Annotated in this window: 17 protein-coding genes; 8 read left to right on the top strand and 9 right to left on the bottom strand. The window is 66.3% G+C overall.

Annotated elements, in window-relative coordinates:
- Nucleotides 1–117: 117 nt before the first annotated feature.
- On the bottom strand, nucleotides 118–1,164 hold the full coding sequence (locus BMZ02_RS10520) for a succinylglutamate desuccinylase/aspartoacylase family protein (protein ID WP_091643308.1): 1,047 nt from the start codon (nucleotides 1,162–1,164) through the stop codon (nucleotides 118–120).
- A gap of 107 nt (nucleotides 1,165–1,271) precedes the next feature.
- On the opposite strand from BMZ02_RS10520, the gene BMZ02_RS10515 reads away from it, so the two are divergent.
- A complete protein-coding gene (locus BMZ02_RS10515; RefSeq protein WP_091643305.1) occupies nucleotides 1,272–1,433 on the top strand; it encodes a DUF1328 domain-containing protein in 162 nt (53 codons plus the stop codon).
- On the opposite strand, the gene BMZ02_RS10510 is transcribed toward BMZ02_RS10515, so the two are convergent.
- A complete protein-coding gene (locus tag BMZ02_RS10510) occupies nucleotides 1,425–1,952 on the bottom strand; it encodes a gamma carbonic anhydrase family protein (protein WP_091643302.1) in 528 nt (175 codons plus the stop codon). The genes BMZ02_RS10515 and BMZ02_RS10510 overlap by 9 nt on opposite strands.
- Before the next feature lie 11 nt (nucleotides 1,953–1,963).
- Complete coding sequence (gorA, locus tag BMZ02_RS10505) at nucleotides 1,964–3,313, bottom strand: glutathione-disulfide reductase (RefSeq protein ID WP_091643299.1); 1,350 nt, start codon at nucleotides 3,311–3,313, stop codon at nucleotides 1,964–1,966.
- Between the two features lie 296 nt (nucleotides 3,314–3,609).
- On the opposite strand from gorA, the gene BMZ02_RS10500 reads away from it, so the two are divergent.
- From BMZ02_RS10500 to xth, 5 genes are all read left to right on the top strand, one after another.
- On the top strand, nucleotides 3,610–4,458 hold the full coding sequence (locus BMZ02_RS10500) for a hypothetical protein (RefSeq protein ID WP_091643296.1): 849 nt from the start codon (nucleotides 3,610–3,612) through the stop codon (nucleotides 4,456–4,458).
- Nucleotides 4,459–4,629: 171 nt separating this feature from the next.
- Complete coding sequence (locus BMZ02_RS10495) at nucleotides 4,630–5,730, top strand: hypothetical protein (protein WP_091643294.1); 1,101 nt, start codon at nucleotides 4,630–4,632, stop codon at nucleotides 5,728–5,730.
- A gap of 59 nt (nucleotides 5,731–5,789) precedes the next feature.
- A complete protein-coding gene (gene prlC, locus BMZ02_RS10490) occupies nucleotides 5,790–7,832 on the top strand; it encodes an oligopeptidase A (RefSeq protein ID WP_091643292.1) in 2,043 nt (680 codons plus the stop codon).
- An 81-nt stretch (nucleotides 7,833–7,913) separates the two neighbouring features.
- The gene (locus BMZ02_RS10485) at nucleotides 7,914–8,351 is read left to right on the top strand and encodes an HIT family protein (protein WP_091643290.1); all 438 of its coding nucleotides are present in this window, start codon (nucleotides 7,914–7,916) and stop codon (nucleotides 8,349–8,351) included.
- The gene (gene xth, locus BMZ02_RS10480; RefSeq protein WP_091643288.1) at nucleotides 8,352–9,122 is read left to right on the top strand and encodes an exodeoxyribonuclease III; all 771 of its coding nucleotides are present in this window, start codon (nucleotides 8,352–8,354) and stop codon (nucleotides 9,120–9,122) included. It begins immediately after the preceding gene.
- A 132-nt stretch (nucleotides 9,123–9,254) separates the two neighbouring features.
- On the opposite strand, the gene BMZ02_RS10475 is transcribed toward xth, so the two are convergent.
- Nucleotides 9,255–9,692, bottom strand: a complete 438-nt coding sequence (locus tag BMZ02_RS10475) for a DsrE family protein (protein ID WP_139209198.1) — start codon at nucleotides 9,690–9,692, stop codon at nucleotides 9,255–9,257.
- 13 nt (nucleotides 9,693–9,705) lie between these two features.
- Nucleotides 9,706–9,909, bottom strand: coding sequence for a YgaP family membrane protein (locus BMZ02_RS10470; RefSeq protein WP_216110810.1), 204 nt, complete (start codon nucleotides 9,907–9,909; stop codon nucleotides 9,706–9,708).
- 173 nt (nucleotides 9,910–10,082) lie between these two features.
- On the opposite strand from BMZ02_RS10470, the gene BMZ02_RS10465 reads away from it, so the two are divergent.
- Nucleotides 10,083–10,706 carry a Crp/Fnr family transcriptional regulator gene (locus BMZ02_RS10465; RefSeq protein ID WP_245754009.1) on the top strand — a complete coding sequence of 208 codons (624 nt, stop codon included), beginning with the start codon at nucleotides 10,083–10,085 and terminating at the stop codon, nucleotides 10,704–10,706.
- Between the two features lie 64 nt (nucleotides 10,707–10,770).
- On the opposite strand, the gene BMZ02_RS10460 is transcribed toward BMZ02_RS10465, so the two are convergent.
- The 4 genes from BMZ02_RS10460 to BMZ02_RS10445 form a co-directional block, all read right to left on the bottom strand.
- Entirely contained in the window at nucleotides 10,771–11,391 is a 621-nt protein-coding gene (locus BMZ02_RS10460) for a LysE family translocator (RefSeq protein WP_091643284.1), read from the bottom strand.
- A gap of 82 nt (nucleotides 11,392–11,473) precedes the next feature.
- Nucleotides 11,474–11,971: a DUF3291 domain-containing protein gene (locus tag BMZ02_RS10455; RefSeq protein ID WP_091643282.1), complete on the bottom strand. Its 498-nt coding sequence runs from the start codon at nucleotides 11,969–11,971 to the stop codon at nucleotides 11,474–11,476.
- A gap of 1 nt (nucleotide 11,972) precedes the next feature.
- On the bottom strand, nucleotides 11,973–12,443 hold the full coding sequence (locus BMZ02_RS10450; RefSeq protein WP_091643279.1) for an SRPBCC family protein: 471 nt from the start codon (nucleotides 12,441–12,443) through the stop codon (nucleotides 11,973–11,975).
- Between the two features lie 68 nt (nucleotides 12,444–12,511).
- The gene (locus tag BMZ02_RS10445; protein ID WP_091643277.1) at nucleotides 12,512–13,111 is read right to left on the bottom strand and encodes a hypothetical protein; all 600 of its coding nucleotides are present in this window, start codon (nucleotides 13,109–13,111) and stop codon (nucleotides 12,512–12,514) included.
- A gap of 143 nt (nucleotides 13,112–13,254) precedes the next feature.
- Between BMZ02_RS10445 and BMZ02_RS10440 the strand changes: the two genes are divergently transcribed.
- The gene (locus tag BMZ02_RS10440) at nucleotides 13,255–14,103 is read left to right on the top strand and encodes a 2OG-Fe(II) oxygenase family protein (protein WP_091643274.1); all 849 of its coding nucleotides are present in this window, start codon (nucleotides 13,255–13,257) and stop codon (nucleotides 14,101–14,103) included.
- Nucleotides 14,104–14,174: the final 71 nt, after the last annotated feature.

Below are 14,174 nucleotides of genomic sequence, written 5' to 3'. Positions count from 1 at the left end.
GGATGTGCTGTAAACCGACCAGGGCATAGCCACGGAAACTTTTCTCCCTCCAGGGAGAAAAGTTAGGCGAAGTGCCGGAGCTCCCGGATGCTGCGCCCCACCGCAACCGCCCCACCGTCACACGATCGGCGGCTCCTCGCTCCACTCCTCGCCCTGCTCCAGTGATTCGCTGAACCGCTCCATGTCCCGGTGCACCCGCCCCACGTGATCGAATCGGGCAACATGGAACAGCGCCTCACCTTCGTGGACCAGGGGCAGGTTGGCGCGCCCGATCACCAGCCCCGGAAATGCCGCCTCCACCGGTTGCTGGGACCCCCCGAACGGATCCGAGATCCAGCCCAGTGGCTGCCCTTCGGCGACGCGGGCGCCCAGCGCCACGGACGCCCGGAACAGCCCGTCCTGCCCCGCCCGCATCCAGCTACTGGCATCGGAGACGTACTGCGGCTCCGGTGTCGGCCGCCGACGCCGCGAGGGCGGCAGCATGCCCAGATGTCGCATGACGCGGATCACACCCTGCAACCCCGCGCGGATCGCCGTTTCGTCGAAGCGCAGGGCCTCGCCGCCTTCATAAGTCACCACCGGCACGCCCGCCTCGCGCGCAGCGCTGCGCAGGCTGCCCTCGATCAGTGGCGAGTCGATCACTACCGGCAGACCGAAGGCCCGCGCCAGAGCTTCGTCCTCGGGGTTGTCCAGGTCGGCGCGCACCTGGGGCAGGTTCTCCCGGTGGATGGCCGCCGTGTGCAGATCGATCACGTGGCTTGCCCGCGCAAGCACCTCCGTGCGCACCAGATAGGCAAGACGCGAGGCCATGGAGCCTGACTCGCTGCCGGGGAAGCTGCGGTTGAGGTCGCGCCGGTCCGGCAGGTAACGGGAGCGGGCCGTGAAGGCCAGCACGTTCACCACGGGCACGGCGATCAGCGTCCCGGCCATGCGGCTCAGCATCTGCTGGCGCAACAGCCGCCGAATGATCTCGGCACCGTTGATCTCGTCGCCGTGGACAGCGGCGGTGACCACCAGGCACGGCCCGGCCCGACGGCCGTGGACGACCTGCAGGGGAATGTTGACCGGCGTGTGGGTGTAGAGCTGTCCGGCGGGGAGTTCCACCGTCTCCCGCCCACCGGGAGCGATGGTTACGCCGGCAATATCCAGCGGTGCACGTGCCACATGGCCTCCTGTTGGGGTATGACGCGCATTGACAGGCGTTTATCCGCGGTTATCTTTGATGAACGGTCCGCCGGGAAGCCCGCTTGATTACAAAACGGAGTCACCCAATGCTGTCATGGTCCCTCACGTTCCTCGTCGTCGCCATTATCGCGGCGGTTCTCGGTTTCTCCGGCATCGCCGGCACCGCCGCCTGGATCGCCCAGGTGCTGTTCATCTTCTTCATCATCCTGTTCCTGGTCTCGCTGATCCTCGGCCGGGGCTCACGATGACGCCCGGTGCCGGTTCTTGACCGAAACGTAGTTGCGCGCCGAATACCGTAGGAATTCCCGCTCCTCGTCAGTGAGTTCCCGCACCGCCTTGGCCGGGCTGCCCACGTAAAGATGGCCGCCGGGTAGCTCTTTGCCCGGCGGCACCAGTGATCCGGCACCGAGAATGCTCTCACTGCCCAGCACCGCACCGTCCATGATGGTGGCCGCCATGCCGATCAGGCAGGCGTCCTCCACCGTGCAGGCGTGCACGATCGCCTTGTGGCCCACGGTCACATCGGCACCGATGATGGTGGGATAGCCCGGGCTGTAATCACCGGCGTGGGCCACATGCACCACCGCGCCATCCTGGATGTTGGAGCGTGGCCCCACGCGGATGTAGTGCACGTCACCGCGCACCACGGTCATGGGCCAGACCGAGACATCCTCGGCCAGCTCCACGTCGCCGATGACCAGGGCGGTGGCATCGACCCAGGCGCTGTGGGCGATCTTCGGGTGGTACGACTCGAATGTGCGAATCATGGTGATCCTCTTCAGGTCATGGTGACCATTTCTTCCGCGCTGGTGGGATGAATCGCCACGGTCTCGTCGAAGTCGCGTTTGGTCGCGCCCATCCGGACGGCCACGGCGAACCCCTGCAGCATCTCGTCGGCGCCGACACCGATGACGTGGCAGCCGACCACGCGCTGCTCCTCACCCACGGTGACCAGCTTCATGCGGGTACGCGGTTTCTGCTCGGAGAGCGCGTAATCCATGGCGACGAACCGCGTGCTGAAACAGGTGACCGCGTCACCATACTGCTGTTGCGCTTCAGCCTCCGTCAGGCCCACCGTGCCGATGGGCGGGTGGCTGAACACCACGGTCGGCACGTTCTCGAAGTCCATGCGCCGGTCGTGCTGGCCACCGAACAGGCGGTCCGCCAGGCGGCGTCCGGTGGCAATGGCAACCGGCGTCAGTGGAATGCGGCCGGTGACATCCCCCAGCGAGTAGATACCGCTGACATTGCTCTCCTGCCATTCGTTCACCGGAACCTGCCCGGCATCGTCCATCGCCACACCCGCGGCATCCAGGCCCAGATCGTCGGTGTTGGCGTGGCGGCCCACCGCCCAGACGACCGTATCCAGGCCGTCCACGCTGCGGCCGTCCTCGGCGCGCAGGGTCAGCGTGCCGTCCGCGCCTCGCTCCACTGCGGCCGGCGTGAATTCGGTCACCAGATTCACCCCGTGCTCGGGCAGGGCCTCCTGCAGCCCCTCCTGGATTAGCTCGTCGAAATTACGCAGCGGGGCATGTCGGCGGACCAGCAGGGTGGTTTCCGTGCCCAGGCCGGCAAGCACGCCGGCCAGCTCCACGGCAATGTAACCGGCACCCACCACGGCCGCGCGCCGGGGCTGGGTACCCAGCTCGAAGAAGCCGTCGGAGTCGATACCAAGCTCCGCTCCGGGCACACCCGGCCAGGAGGGGCGGCCACCGGTGGCGATGATGAAGTGATCCGCGGTGTAGCGCGTGCCGTTCACCTCCACGGTGCGCGCATCCACGAACCGGGCGTGCCCCTCGATCAGCGTCACGCCGTCCTTGTCCAGGTTGCGGCCGTAGATGCCGTTGAGCCGCTCGATGTAGGCGGCGCGGCGGGCAACCAGCGTGTCCCAGTCGAAGCCGTTCAGCGCCACGTCGAAGCCGAAGTCCGGCGCGCGCTCCACCACCTCGCGGGTATGGGCGGCATTCCACATGACCTTCTTCGGCACGCAGCCGACATTCACACAGGTGCCACCGAGGCGGTCGCTCTCGATCACGGCCGCCCGGGCACCGTGGGACGCGGCACGGCGCGCGGCCGCCAGGCCGCCACTGCCGCCGCCGATGGCAATGCAGTCGAAGTGCGTGGACATCTGAAGCAGCTCCTCATCACCGGATTGTCACGAACCCGCACACGATAGCATGGCCGCGGCCGGCCACTGCTCCATCGGAGCCGCATTTGCCACGCGGCATTGACCCCGAAATACCCTGTGGCCTAATCTCGGCACCGTTACCGAATGGACACACGGAACGCATTCGGTAACGGTGCCTTGAGCACACAGACCGGAACGGACACCAACCCGACTCAGGGAAGAGAGTCACTCGCCGCGGCGGCCCCACCGCGCGTGCGTCGTTGCTCCTCCCCGAGCCCGGGACACGGGAGAGAACGATGCAACCAGCCGAAGACCAAAAGCACTCCCAGGAAGGACTGGACACGGAAGCGAATGCCGGAGCCAGCGCACCCGTCGGCTGGCTGCCCGGATCACGCTATCTGAACGGCTTTCTGCTCACCGCGATGGGCATCCACGCCCTGGTCATCATATTGTTCGGCTACATGTTCGAGACGGGAGCCCTTGATCATCGGGTTGCCGCAATCCCGGAGGGCGTGCTTCAGGGTGTACAGGCAACGGCCGCGGGGCTGTTTGTGGGCGTCGCCATCATCCTGGCCGGCTACCCCAGAATTGGCGCCATCATCTCGGGTCTCTCCAGCTTCACCGTCATGCCCATCGCCATGGTGGGAATTGCCGGAGCCATGGCGGTCTGGTTCCAGGCCCGGGCGGAGCGATCCGGTCAAGGACGGGCGGACACGCCAACCAGAATCTACTCCCGAAAAACTGACACTGACGGCACCATTGCCGTCATCATGCTCAGCATCGGCGCTCTGCTCTTCTTTGAGGGGAGCATGGCCTACTTCAGTAGTCTGCTGGTAGGCCTCGGAACCATGCTGGTCGGCATGAGCATCGCCGCATCGAAACGGCCATTCATCTGCTTGTACGGTGATGCGCTCACGATCCTGCCTACCCCGGTCCGACAGCCGGAGGTCATTCGCTTCGATCAGATCACCGGCGTCGACGAAGACGACTCGCGCATCACCATCCACATCGACCGGGGCGACAAGCCCGACAAGCTCCCGCTGGCCAAGAAGCTACTGGACGAAGCGCATGTCGAAGAACTCATGCGGGTCCTCAAGGATGGCGAGCTGCCAACGGCCGACGCAGGCGACGGCTCCAAGGCGTGACACGCCTGCACCCGGGAGAGGACCCGGACGAAACAAACGCGGTCTCGGTGCCTTGAGCACACAGACCGGAACGGACACCAGCCCGACTCAGGGAAGAGAGTCACTCGCCGCGGCGGCCCCACCGCGCGTGCGTCGTTGCTCCTCCCCGAGCCCGGGACACGGGAGAGAACGATGCAACCAGCCGAAGACCAAAAGCACTCCCAGGAAGGACTGGACACGGAAGCGAATGCCGGAGCCAGCGCACCCGTCGGCTGGCTGCCCGGATCACGCTATCTGAACGGCTTTCTGCTCACCGCGATGGTCATCCACGCCCTGGTCATCATCTGGCTCGGCTACATGTTCGAGACGGGAGCCCTTGATCGCCGGGTTGCCGCAGCCCCTGTGGGCGTGCTTCAGGGTGTACAGGCAACGGCCGCGGGGCTGTTTGTGGGCGTCGCCATCATCCTGGCCGGCTACCCCAGGGTTGGCGCCATCATCTCGGGTCTCTCCAGCTTCACCGTCCTGCCGCTCGCCATGGTCGGGATCGCCGGGGCCGTGGCGGTCTGGACCCGCGTCCAGATGGACCAACCCGGTGCGGAACGGGAGGACACGCCAACCAGGGCCTACCCCCTCGAATCGGACATCGATACCACCGTGGCCATCATCACGCTCAGCATTGGCGCCCTGCTCTTCGCCCTGGGGACTCTACCCTACCTGGGCAGCCTGTTCCTGGGACTCGGAATATTGAGGGTCGGTATTTGCATCGCCGCGCGGAAACGGCCGGTTGTCTGCCTGTATGACGACACGCTCTCGATCCTGGAGTCGCCGGTGCGATCACCGCACATCATACGCCTGGACCAGATCACCAGGATCGACGAAGACAACACCCGCATCACCATCCACGTCGACCAGGGCGGCAAGTTCCGGCTGCGGAAGCAGCTGCTCGATGACGCGCACGTCGAAGAGCTCGTGCAAGTCCTCAAAGATGGCAAGCGACCAACAGCCCCTGCCGGCGACGGCTTCCGTCCCGTCATGGCGCCCCGTAAAGCAAGCGCTTCGATGCAGCCTGCCGCCCCTCCTGAACAAGCACACAACCTGGCGGACTCGGGTCAATACGGAGGCCGCCTGGTTATCCTCGTTGGCCTGTGCCTGGCGATAATGGCCACGTGGCTGCTATTCAACGGATACCTGGTGCTCGGGGTCCCGTTGGCTGGCCTCAGTATCTGGTGTTTCGCCCTGGCCCCGGAGTTCCGCAAGCCTGGCGGTCGGGGCGACACCCACCCTCACACCTAACGCCGCTCCCGGTCCATAATGGGGCTCCGTAAAGCCAAGACAGGTGGAGCCCCGACATCATGACCAACCCGCTGCTGGCCAACACCGACCTGCCCGCGTTCTCCGCAATCGAGCCGGAGCACGTCGAGCCGGCCATCGACCACATCCTCGCGGATAACCGCGCGCGGCTGGAGGCGCTGCTCGATCAGGACGGCCCGTTCACCTGGGACAATCTCGTGCGGCCGGTGGAGGCCCTGGACGACACCCTGAGCCGTGCCTGGTCGCCCGTGACCCATCTGCATGGCGTGATGGACAGCGAAGGCCTGCGCGAGGCCTACAACGCCTGCCTGCCCAAGCTCTCGGCGTACTCCACCGAGCTCGGCCAGAACGTCCGGCTGTTCCAGGCGTTCCAGCAGATCCGCGATCGGGACGACTTCCAGACGCTCTCCGCCGACCAGCAGCGCACCGTGGACAACGCCCTGCGCGATTTCCGCCTGGCGGGCGTCGACCTGCCCGAGGCGCAGAAGACCCGCTACCGGGAGATCGCCAGCCGCCTCTCGGAGCTCGGGGCCCGTTTCCAGGAGAACGTCCTGGACGCCACCAACGCCTGGAGCAAGCAGCTCGACAGCGCCGAGCGCCTGGACGGCCTGCCCGACTCCAACATCGCCATGCTGGCCCAGGCTGCCGAACAACAGGGCGAGAGTGGCTACCGCATCGGCCTGGACTTCCCCAGCGTCTTCGCCATTCTCACCCACTGCCGCGACCGGGATCTGCGCCGGGAGGTCTACGAGGCTTTCGGCACCCGCGCCTCGGACCAGGGGCCGCACGCGGGCCAGTGGGACAACAGCGCCATCATGGACGAAATCCTCGCCCTGCGGCACGAAAAGGCGCAGCTTCTGGGTTACGACAACTACGCCGAGCTGTCGCTGGCAACCAAGATGGCGGAGAGCACCGACGCCGTCACCGGCTTTCTCACCGACCTGGCGCAGAAGGCGCGCCCCGTGGCCGAGCGGGAGTTCCAGGAGCTGCAGACCTTCGCCCGGGACGAGCTGGGCCTGGACGACCTGCAGCCGTGGGACGTCACCTTCGCCTCCGAGCAACTGCGGCAGTCCCGCTACGCCATCTCCCAGGAGGATCTGCGCCCCTATTTCCCGGCGCAGCAGGTGATCGACGGGCTGTTCCAGGTGGTGGAACGGCTCTACGGCGTGCACATCCGGGAGAACACCCGGGCCGCGGACACCTGGCATCCGGACGTCCAGTTCTTCGAGATCCTGGACAGCGACGGCAGCGTGCGCGGGCGGTTCTTCACCGACCTCTACGCCCGCACCGGCAAGCGCAGCGGCGCCTGGATGGCCGAGTGCAAGGTGCGCCGCGACACCGGTGACGGCATCCAGACCGCCGTGGCCTTTCTCACCTGCAACTTCGCCCCGCCCGTGGGCAACCAGCCGGCCCTGCTGACCCATCAGGAAGTGGAGACGCTGTTCCACGAGTTCGGCCACGGCCTGCATCACATGCTCACGCGCGTGGGCGCGGCGTCAGTCTCCGGCATCCACGGGGTGCCCTGGGATGCGGTGGAGCTGCCCAGCCAGTTCATGGAGAACTGGTGCTGGGAGCGGGAGGCCCTGGACCTGTTCGCCGCCCACCACGAGACCGGCGACCCCATCCCCGATGACCTGTTCCAGCGCATGCGCGCGGCGAAGAACTTCCAGTCGGCCATGGCCATGGTCCGGCAGCTGGAGTTCTCCCTGTTCGACTTCCGCCTGCACCTGGAGCACGACCCGGTCGCCGGCCCGCGCATCCTGGAGACCCTGGAAGCCGTGCGCGACCAGACCGCCGTGGTCCGTCCACCCGAGTGGCACCGCTTCCCGCACGGCTTCATGCACATCTTCGCGGGGGGCTATGCGGCGGGCTACTACAGCTACAAGTGGGCCGAAGTGCTCTCGGCGGACGCTTACTCCCGGTTCGAGGACGAGGGCGTATTCAGCGAGACCGCCGGGCGGGATTTCCTGGTGCACATCCTGGAGAAGGGCGGCTCCGAGGATCTGATGACGCTGTACAAGGCGTTCCGGGGGCGGGAGCCGAGCGTGGACGCATTGTTGCGGCACAGCGGGCTGGCGGCGTGATGGCGTGAGGCTGGTGGTGGACCTGAAGGTCCACCATCCCGGGCACCACTCAACGAACGCATAAAACATGGAGACCGAACAATGGGCGACTACCCCACCGACCCGAACTGTATCTTCTGCAAGATTGTCGCCGGCGAGATCCCGGCCGCCATCGTCGGCCAGACCGATCACGTGGTGGCGTTCATGGACGCCTTTCCCTCGTCCCGTGGCCACACGCTGGTGATCCCCAAGGCGCACCACGCCAACCTGCTGGAGATGCCCACGGATCTGCTACAGACCTTCATCGCGTCGGTGCAGGACGTGGCGCAGGCCATCCAGGCGGCCATCCAGCCCCACGGCATCGCCCTGACCCAGTTCAACGGGGAAGCTGCCGGGCAGACCGTGTTTCACTACCACCAGCACATCATCCCCCGCTGGGAGGGCCAGGATCGCCGCAGCCATGGCAAGGACCAGGCGGACCCGGAGGAGCTCAAGGCCGTGGCCGCCGAGATCCGCGCCAAGCTGGACTGGGAGGGCTGAATGAAACTCGCCTCCTGGAACGTCAACTCCCTGAAAGTGCGCCTGCCCCACGTGCTCCACTGGCTGGAGACCGAACAGCCGGACGTGGTGGGCCTGCAGGAGACCAAGCTCACGGACGAGAACTTCCCGGAAACGGCCATCCGCGAGGCGGGCTACGAGGTGGTCTACGCCGGCCAGAAGACCTACAACGGCGTCGCCGTGCTGGCCAGGGCGCCCATCAGCGAGACCGTCACCGACATCCCCGGCGTGGACGACCCGCAGCGCCGCGTCATGGCGGGCACCATCGGCGATCTGCGCTTCATCAACCTCTACGTGCCCAACGGCTCGGAGGTGGGCAGCGAGAAGTACGCCTACAAGCTGGACTGGCTGGCCCGGCTGCGGGACTGGATCGCCGACGAGATGGCGCGCCATCCACGCCTCGCCGTGGTGGGGGATTTCAACATCGCCCCCGCCGACGCCGACGTGCACGACCCGGAGGAGTGGCGGGGCAAGATTCTCTTCAGCGAGCCGGAGCACGCCGCGCTGAAGGCGCTCACCGACCTGGGCCTGGAAGACACCTTCCGCCGCTTCCCGCAGGACGAGCAGGTGTTCTCATGGTGGGACTACCGCATGAACAACTTCCGGCGCAATCGCGGCCTGCGCATCGACCTGGTGCTGGCCAGCCCCGCCCTTGCCGCCCAGTGCACCGCCAGCCGGGTGGACGTGGAGCCCCGACGCTGGGAGCGCCCCTCGGATCACGCCCCGGTGGTGGCCGAGTTCGCCGCGCCGTAAGGCCGGGCACGGTGCGCGAGCGGTCGTAGGGACCGTAGGGTGGACCTTCAGGTCCACCATCTTGGCTGGATCTGAAGGGGCTGGTGGACCTGAAGGTCCGCCCTACGTTCTACGGTTCTACGGCTTGCGGGCTCAGTTGGTGAACAGCTTGGTGTCCCGCTCCGCCATGGTCCTGGCGATGGCGTCCGGGCGGGCGACGGTCACGCCCTCAATGAGGTCGTCTTCCGTCTTGTCCCGGCCGGGCAGGAAGATGGCACAGACCTGCACCTCCACCCCCGCTTCCATCAGGTTCCCAACCATCTGACGCGGGGAGGCGTCGGCGGGCTGGACCACGCCCGCCCCCATGTCGGAATCTTCCAGCGCCAGCTCACCCGCCGAGTCGCAGAGCAGCACCTGGGCGCTGCCGCCCTGCTGCAGATACTGCGCGGTCAGGATCATGGCCATGGCCTGGGTTTCATTGGAGCCGGAGGTGACCACCGTGAGCAGATGCTCCGGCTCCTCGGCATGGGCGGACTGACCGATGAGCAGAACAACGGCCAGCATTGCGGCAACAGAAACGCGCCGGATCATGAGGTGACTCCTCTCAGTTGGTTGAAGCGTGACGCTTGCAAGTGGACAGCCCCAGCGGGCTGTAGGCGGGGCAGAAGCCCATGGCCGCCGTCGCCAGCGGGATGACGCCGATCCAGCCCCAGGCCGTCTGCGGCCCCAGAAAAACGAGGCTGATCAGAACCAGCCCCACCACGGCGCGAATCGCCCGGTCCACGGTGCCCATATTGCGCTTGAACATGGCTGCCTCCTCTCGGCATGCGGTGACGGTTGCCTTCAGGCTGCGCCCACCTGAACAAGGCGTCAGTGACTAAGTCACACACCGCTTAATGAGTACCACCTGCGGCATGACAGCAGCCCGGGGACCATCCAGAATCAGGGAGACCAACGGCACGCATCAGCGAGCGACAGACCATGCACATCGCAGAGCACCCCGCCTTTACCGGGATGGAACCGGACCTGCTGAGCGAGGTGGAACGGCAGGCCCGGATAGTGGAGCTGCCCGCCGGCCAGCAGGTCTTCCGCCCGGGTGATCAATGCCAGGGCCTGCCCCTGGTGCTAGCGGGCAGCGTGCGTGTGCAGATGACGGGCAGCTCCGGCCATGAGATCGTCCTCTACCGCATCGGTGACGCGGACGTGTGCACCCTGTCCATCGGCTGCCTGATGGCCGGCCGCGGCTATCGCGCCGAGGCGATCGTGGAGACACCCACAACCGTCATCCTGCTTCCGAACACGCTGTTCGACACGCTCATGGCCCGCTCCGCGCCATTCCGGCGACAGATCATGGTCTCCTACGGCGAGCGCCTGGACACACTCATGATGCTCGTTGAAGAAATCGCCTTTCAGCGCATGGACGTGCGGCTTGCCGAGTGGCTGCGCAGCCACGCAAAGGACAGCCCGTTGAGCATCACGCACCAGACACTGGCGGTGGAGCTGGGTACCGCCAGGGAGGTGGTCAGCCGCCTGCTGAAGGACTTCGAGCGGGACGGCTGGATCCGCCTCGCCCGCGGCCGGATCGAGATCCTCACAGTCCCGTAGGGTGGACCTTCAGGTCCACCATCTTGGCCAGGTTGGTGGATCTGAAGATCCACCAACCTGGCCCCTACGGCCGGGCGACGCTCGCCAGTACCGTCGCGCCCGCCAGGATCAGCATGACGCCCGCGCCGCGGCTGAGCACGACATCCCAGGCAGAGCTGACCAGCGCCCCGCTGCGTGCCGCGGCCCAGGCGTACAGGGTCTTCACACCACCCACCGCGAACACGGTGACGCCAACAATGAGCGCAACGTCCGGCCAGGACAGGCTGGCCGGTTCAACGAACGCCGGGAAGAACGCGAAATAAAACACCACCGCCTTCTGATCCGAGAGCGTCAGGAGAAGGCCGGCTGTGGCGCTTCCGAACAGAGACCCGGCACGCGCCTCGGGTCGCCCGGACCCGGCCGGGGCTTGCCGCCACAACTGCGTCCCGAGCCAGATGAGATAGACGCCCGCGGCGAGCTTCACCCACGGGAACCATGCGCCCATCAGCTCGGCCACAACCACCAGCCCGAAAACGGCCAGCGCGACGAAGACCAGATCCCCGAGCACGACGCCAACTGCGACGGCCACACCGTGCGGGAACCCCGAGGAAGCGGCCCGCGTCGTCACCAAGAGAACGCTGAGGCTTGGAAGAGCGGCGAGGGCGGCCATGGCAGCGAACAGGGCGACGGTGCTCGCTAACGACATGGTGCCCGCTTCTCAATCTCCGCTTGAACTGACCACCCTACGGGTACTACAGCCAGTGCGGGACCCGACGCCGGCTGCTCCGTCACTCCGCCTGACACGCATCGGGGAAGGCGCTCGCGCCATCCATGGCGCCTGCACCCGGAGCGGGGAAGGGTTTACGGAAGGTAAACGCCTGGGCGTGCGGGCCGTGCCGGCGCAGGGCATCCAGCCGCTCCAGCGCTTCGTCAATGCTCGGCCGATACCCCGCCGGCACCCACCACAACACCGAGTAGGCCTCTGCCATGCGGTGGAACCACTCCTTACGCCGCGCCATGATCGCCGCGTGCGCCGAGCGGTACACGTAGCCGTGGAGCGATTCGATATCCTCCCACACCGACATGTTCACGATCATGTCATCCCCGAGCGGGCGCAGCGCCGTGGCGTCGCCTTCCTCCGTTTCCAACCGCCACAGGAAACCCGGCGTGTCTTCGGCGAGGGCGTTGATCGGGTCGAGATTCGCCACAAAGTCCGCCAGCAGCGGCGACTCGAGGGAATCCTTCAGAACGGCGACGTTGAGTTGCGCAAGCTCGTACCCGGACATCTCACTCCCCCTCGCCCAGCGACCCGTCGGCACGGGCCTCGACAATGCGTTTGATGTTCACCCCTTCGACACGCATGTGCTCACGCACGGCGTCGAGGTCCTTGGCGTTCGCCCGGCGGGCCAGAGGCCCCAGTCTGAGATGGATCTCGGCGATGAACTCGCAGCCGCCGGGCTGCGGCTCCATGCGAAACAGCATGCGCGGCAGGAAGAACCGCATGAGCCAGAACGTGGGCGCGAACTCGATGTGCCGCCCCGGGGTAATGCGGGTGAACGCCACCCGCTTCTTGAACAACTTCCCGCGGATGTACTCCTCGAAGTAGAAGGCGTTGCCCTCCTTCAGGCCCCGCCCGGACACCCATTGAAAAACCACGTGGTCCGGGTGCCACTCCAGGTAGTTGCTCTCCATGTCTTCGAAGAACCCGAAGACCGCCTCCGGCGCCGCTTCAATCTTCACTGAGTCTCGCAGAATCACCGTCGATCTCCTTTCGACTGACTCCATGAACATAGCGCCCGGCGACACCGGCTGCAAAGATCCCTTTTCTACCTCCTTGTTCCTATCGATTCCAGTAAGCGCCCAAACGTGTCCTTGTCCATCTGCCTGGTGGAGACATGCATGAAGCCATGGTCGTCGGCTTGGTTGGCGATGATCGCGAACCGGTTGCCGTCCCCCTGCGCGCCAGCGTAGATCGCGACTTCATCGCGCGTCCGAGCCTGCAGCGCCTCCGCACAGAGCCCCTTCCCATAGTCTTTGGCGAACGCGGCGGCATCATCTGCGGGTAACTCGTCGACGGGGGTATCGAACGCCCACTCCAGGAACTGGCCAACGGGCGTGTCGCCGATGGCCGGCTCCAGCTCGGAACGCTCTACCTCCCGAAACGCGATGCGGGCACCATCGTCGTAGTCGAGAATGATGACGACATTGTTGTGGACAACCCTGGACGGGCCATCCGGGACAGACGCCCGCAACTGCGGATTGACTTGAACCTCGACGCCCTCAAGCGGCTCGCCGCCTCCCAGGCGCTCGACCGGCTGCGCGACCGTTTCACACGCGTCGGCGACGGCGCTGACGGAGAGCGCGGGTGCAACCGAGAAAACAAGAAAGAATGAGACGCCACGAACAATCGGAATGCATCCTTGCATCGATCTGATCCTCCTTTTGAGATCCGGCAAAACTAGCAGGGCGCGCGGAGGCGAACAAGCCGGCGGCGGTTCCGCGACATCGGTGGTTGGCAGAAGGCGGCACGGTAGGGCGCAGACTGTTTGATCGCGCTGAGGGGTGGCACATGGCGTCATTCTTCCTCACATCCGGCCCGCTCGCCGAACAGGCGCGTAACGAGCGCGTCTACCGCGGCGACCTGATTGTCTTCCGGGGCTTTGCGGCCGTGGCGGATCTCGTGGATGCACTGCAGGCGATCTGCCAGCAGCACCTGGGTGCTGATCCGGAGTCGGTTCATGAGCGGTTGCCGGAGGTAGCGGTCAACGCAGCAGCTCAGGCGCTGCGGGACGAAATCGCCGCCGATGACACGGTAACCACGCTGCTGCGCACGGCACTTCAGGATGTGGGCGTGCACATCGACGACACCTACGGCGACGGACTGGAGCTGCGGGTCCAGAGTGCCTCCAGCCACGGCGGTGGGCGCCGGATCAGCCCGCTGGGCGTGCACCGGGACACCTGGGGGTCGAACATCATGGCACAGACCAACTGGTGGGCCCCGGTGTGGCCGACCACGCCGGAGCGCACCATCGCCTTCTTCCCGGCCTATTTTGAACGCCCCGTGCCCAACACCAGCGCGGGCTGGGATTTCGGCGAGCTGCTGCGCCGCCTGAAGGCGGATGGCCCGGACACCGACTACCCGCTGCTGCCACTCGCCACCGAGCCGCCGGTTTGGGAGGAGGCGATGCCCGTGAGCATCGAGCCCGGCGACCTCCTATGCTTCTCCGGCGCCCACCTGCATGCGTCGGTGCCGAACGCCACGGAGCACACACGGCTGTCATTCGAGCTGCGCACGGCCAACCGGCCGGACGTGCTGGCCGGCCGGGGCGCACCGAACGTGGACGGCACCCCCGTGCGCACCACCTACCAGCTCTTCCGGGGGCTGAACCACGGCGAGCGGCTGGGCCCCTTGGAGTAACACCGCCGGCCGTGGCTGTAGGCCGTAGGGTGGACCTTCAGGTCCACCAGTCCAGCCAAGATGGTGGACCT

This window comes from Aquisalimonas asiatica, assembly GCF_900110585.1.
In the GTDB taxonomy this organism is placed as follows: Bacteria; Pseudomonadota; Gammaproteobacteria; order Nitrococcales; family Aquisalimonadaceae; genus Aquisalimonas; species Aquisalimonas asiatica.
The sequence above is the reverse complement of the archived record's forward strand: the minus strand, read 5'-3'. Positions and strand labels throughout refer to the sequence as shown.

What these genes read in the sequence shown, in the direction of transcription:
- BMZ02_RS10515 (WP_091643305.1), top strand. Translation starts at nt 1,272, where the DNA reads ATGCTGTCATGGTCCCTCACGTTCCTCGTCGTCGCCATTATCGCGGCG.
- BMZ02_RS10510 (WP_091643302.1), bottom strand. Translation starts at nt 1,952, where the DNA reads ATGATTCGCACATTCGAGTCGTACCACCCGAAGATCGCCCACAGCGCC.
- gorA (WP_091643299.1), bottom strand. Translation starts at nt 3,313, where the DNA reads ATGTCCACGCACTTCGACTGCATTGCCATCGGCGGCGGCAGTGGCGGC.
- BMZ02_RS10500 (WP_091643296.1), top strand. Translation starts at nt 3,610, where the DNA reads ATGCAACCAGCCGAAGACCAAAAGCACTCCCAGGAAGGACTGGACACG.
- BMZ02_RS10495 (WP_091643294.1), top strand. Translation starts at nt 4,630, where the DNA reads ATGCAACCAGCCGAAGACCAAAAGCACTCCCAGGAAGGACTGGACACG.
- prlC (WP_091643292.1), top strand. Translation starts at nt 5,790, where the DNA reads ATGACCAACCCGCTGCTGGCCAACACCGACCTGCCCGCGTTCTCCGCA.
- BMZ02_RS10485 (WP_091643290.1), top strand. Translation starts at nt 7,914, where the DNA reads ATGGGCGACTACCCCACCGACCCGAACTGTATCTTCTGCAAGATTGTC.
- xth (WP_091643288.1), top strand. Translation starts at nt 8,352, where the DNA reads ATGAAACTCGCCTCCTGGAACGTCAACTCCCTGAAAGTGCGCCTGCCC.
- BMZ02_RS10475 (WP_139209198.1), bottom strand. Translation starts at nt 9,692, where the DNA reads ATGATCCGGCGCGTTTCTGTTGCCGCAATGCTGGCCGTTGTTCTGCTC.
- BMZ02_RS10470 (WP_216110810.1), bottom strand. Translation starts at nt 9,909, where the DNA reads ATGTTCAAGCGCAATATGGGCACCGTGGACCGGGCGATTCGCGCCGTG.
- BMZ02_RS10465 (WP_245754009.1), top strand. Translation starts at nt 10,083, where the DNA reads ATGCACATCGCAGAGCACCCCGCCTTTACCGGGATGGAACCGGACCTG.
- BMZ02_RS10460 (WP_091643284.1), bottom strand. Translation starts at nt 11,391, where the DNA reads ATGTCGTTAGCGAGCACCGTCGCCCTGTTCGCTGCCATGGCCGCCCTC.
- BMZ02_RS10455 (WP_091643282.1), bottom strand. Translation starts at nt 11,971, where the DNA reads ATGTCCGGGTACGAGCTTGCGCAACTCAACGTCGCCGTTCTGAAGGAT.
- BMZ02_RS10445 (WP_091643277.1), bottom strand. Translation starts at nt 13,111, where the DNA reads ATGCAAGGATGCATTCCGATTGTTCGTGGCGTCTCATTCTTTCTTGTT.
- BMZ02_RS10440 (WP_091643274.1), top strand. Translation starts at nt 13,255, where the DNA reads ATGGCGTCATTCTTCCTCACATCCGGCCCGCTCGCCGAACAGGCGCGT.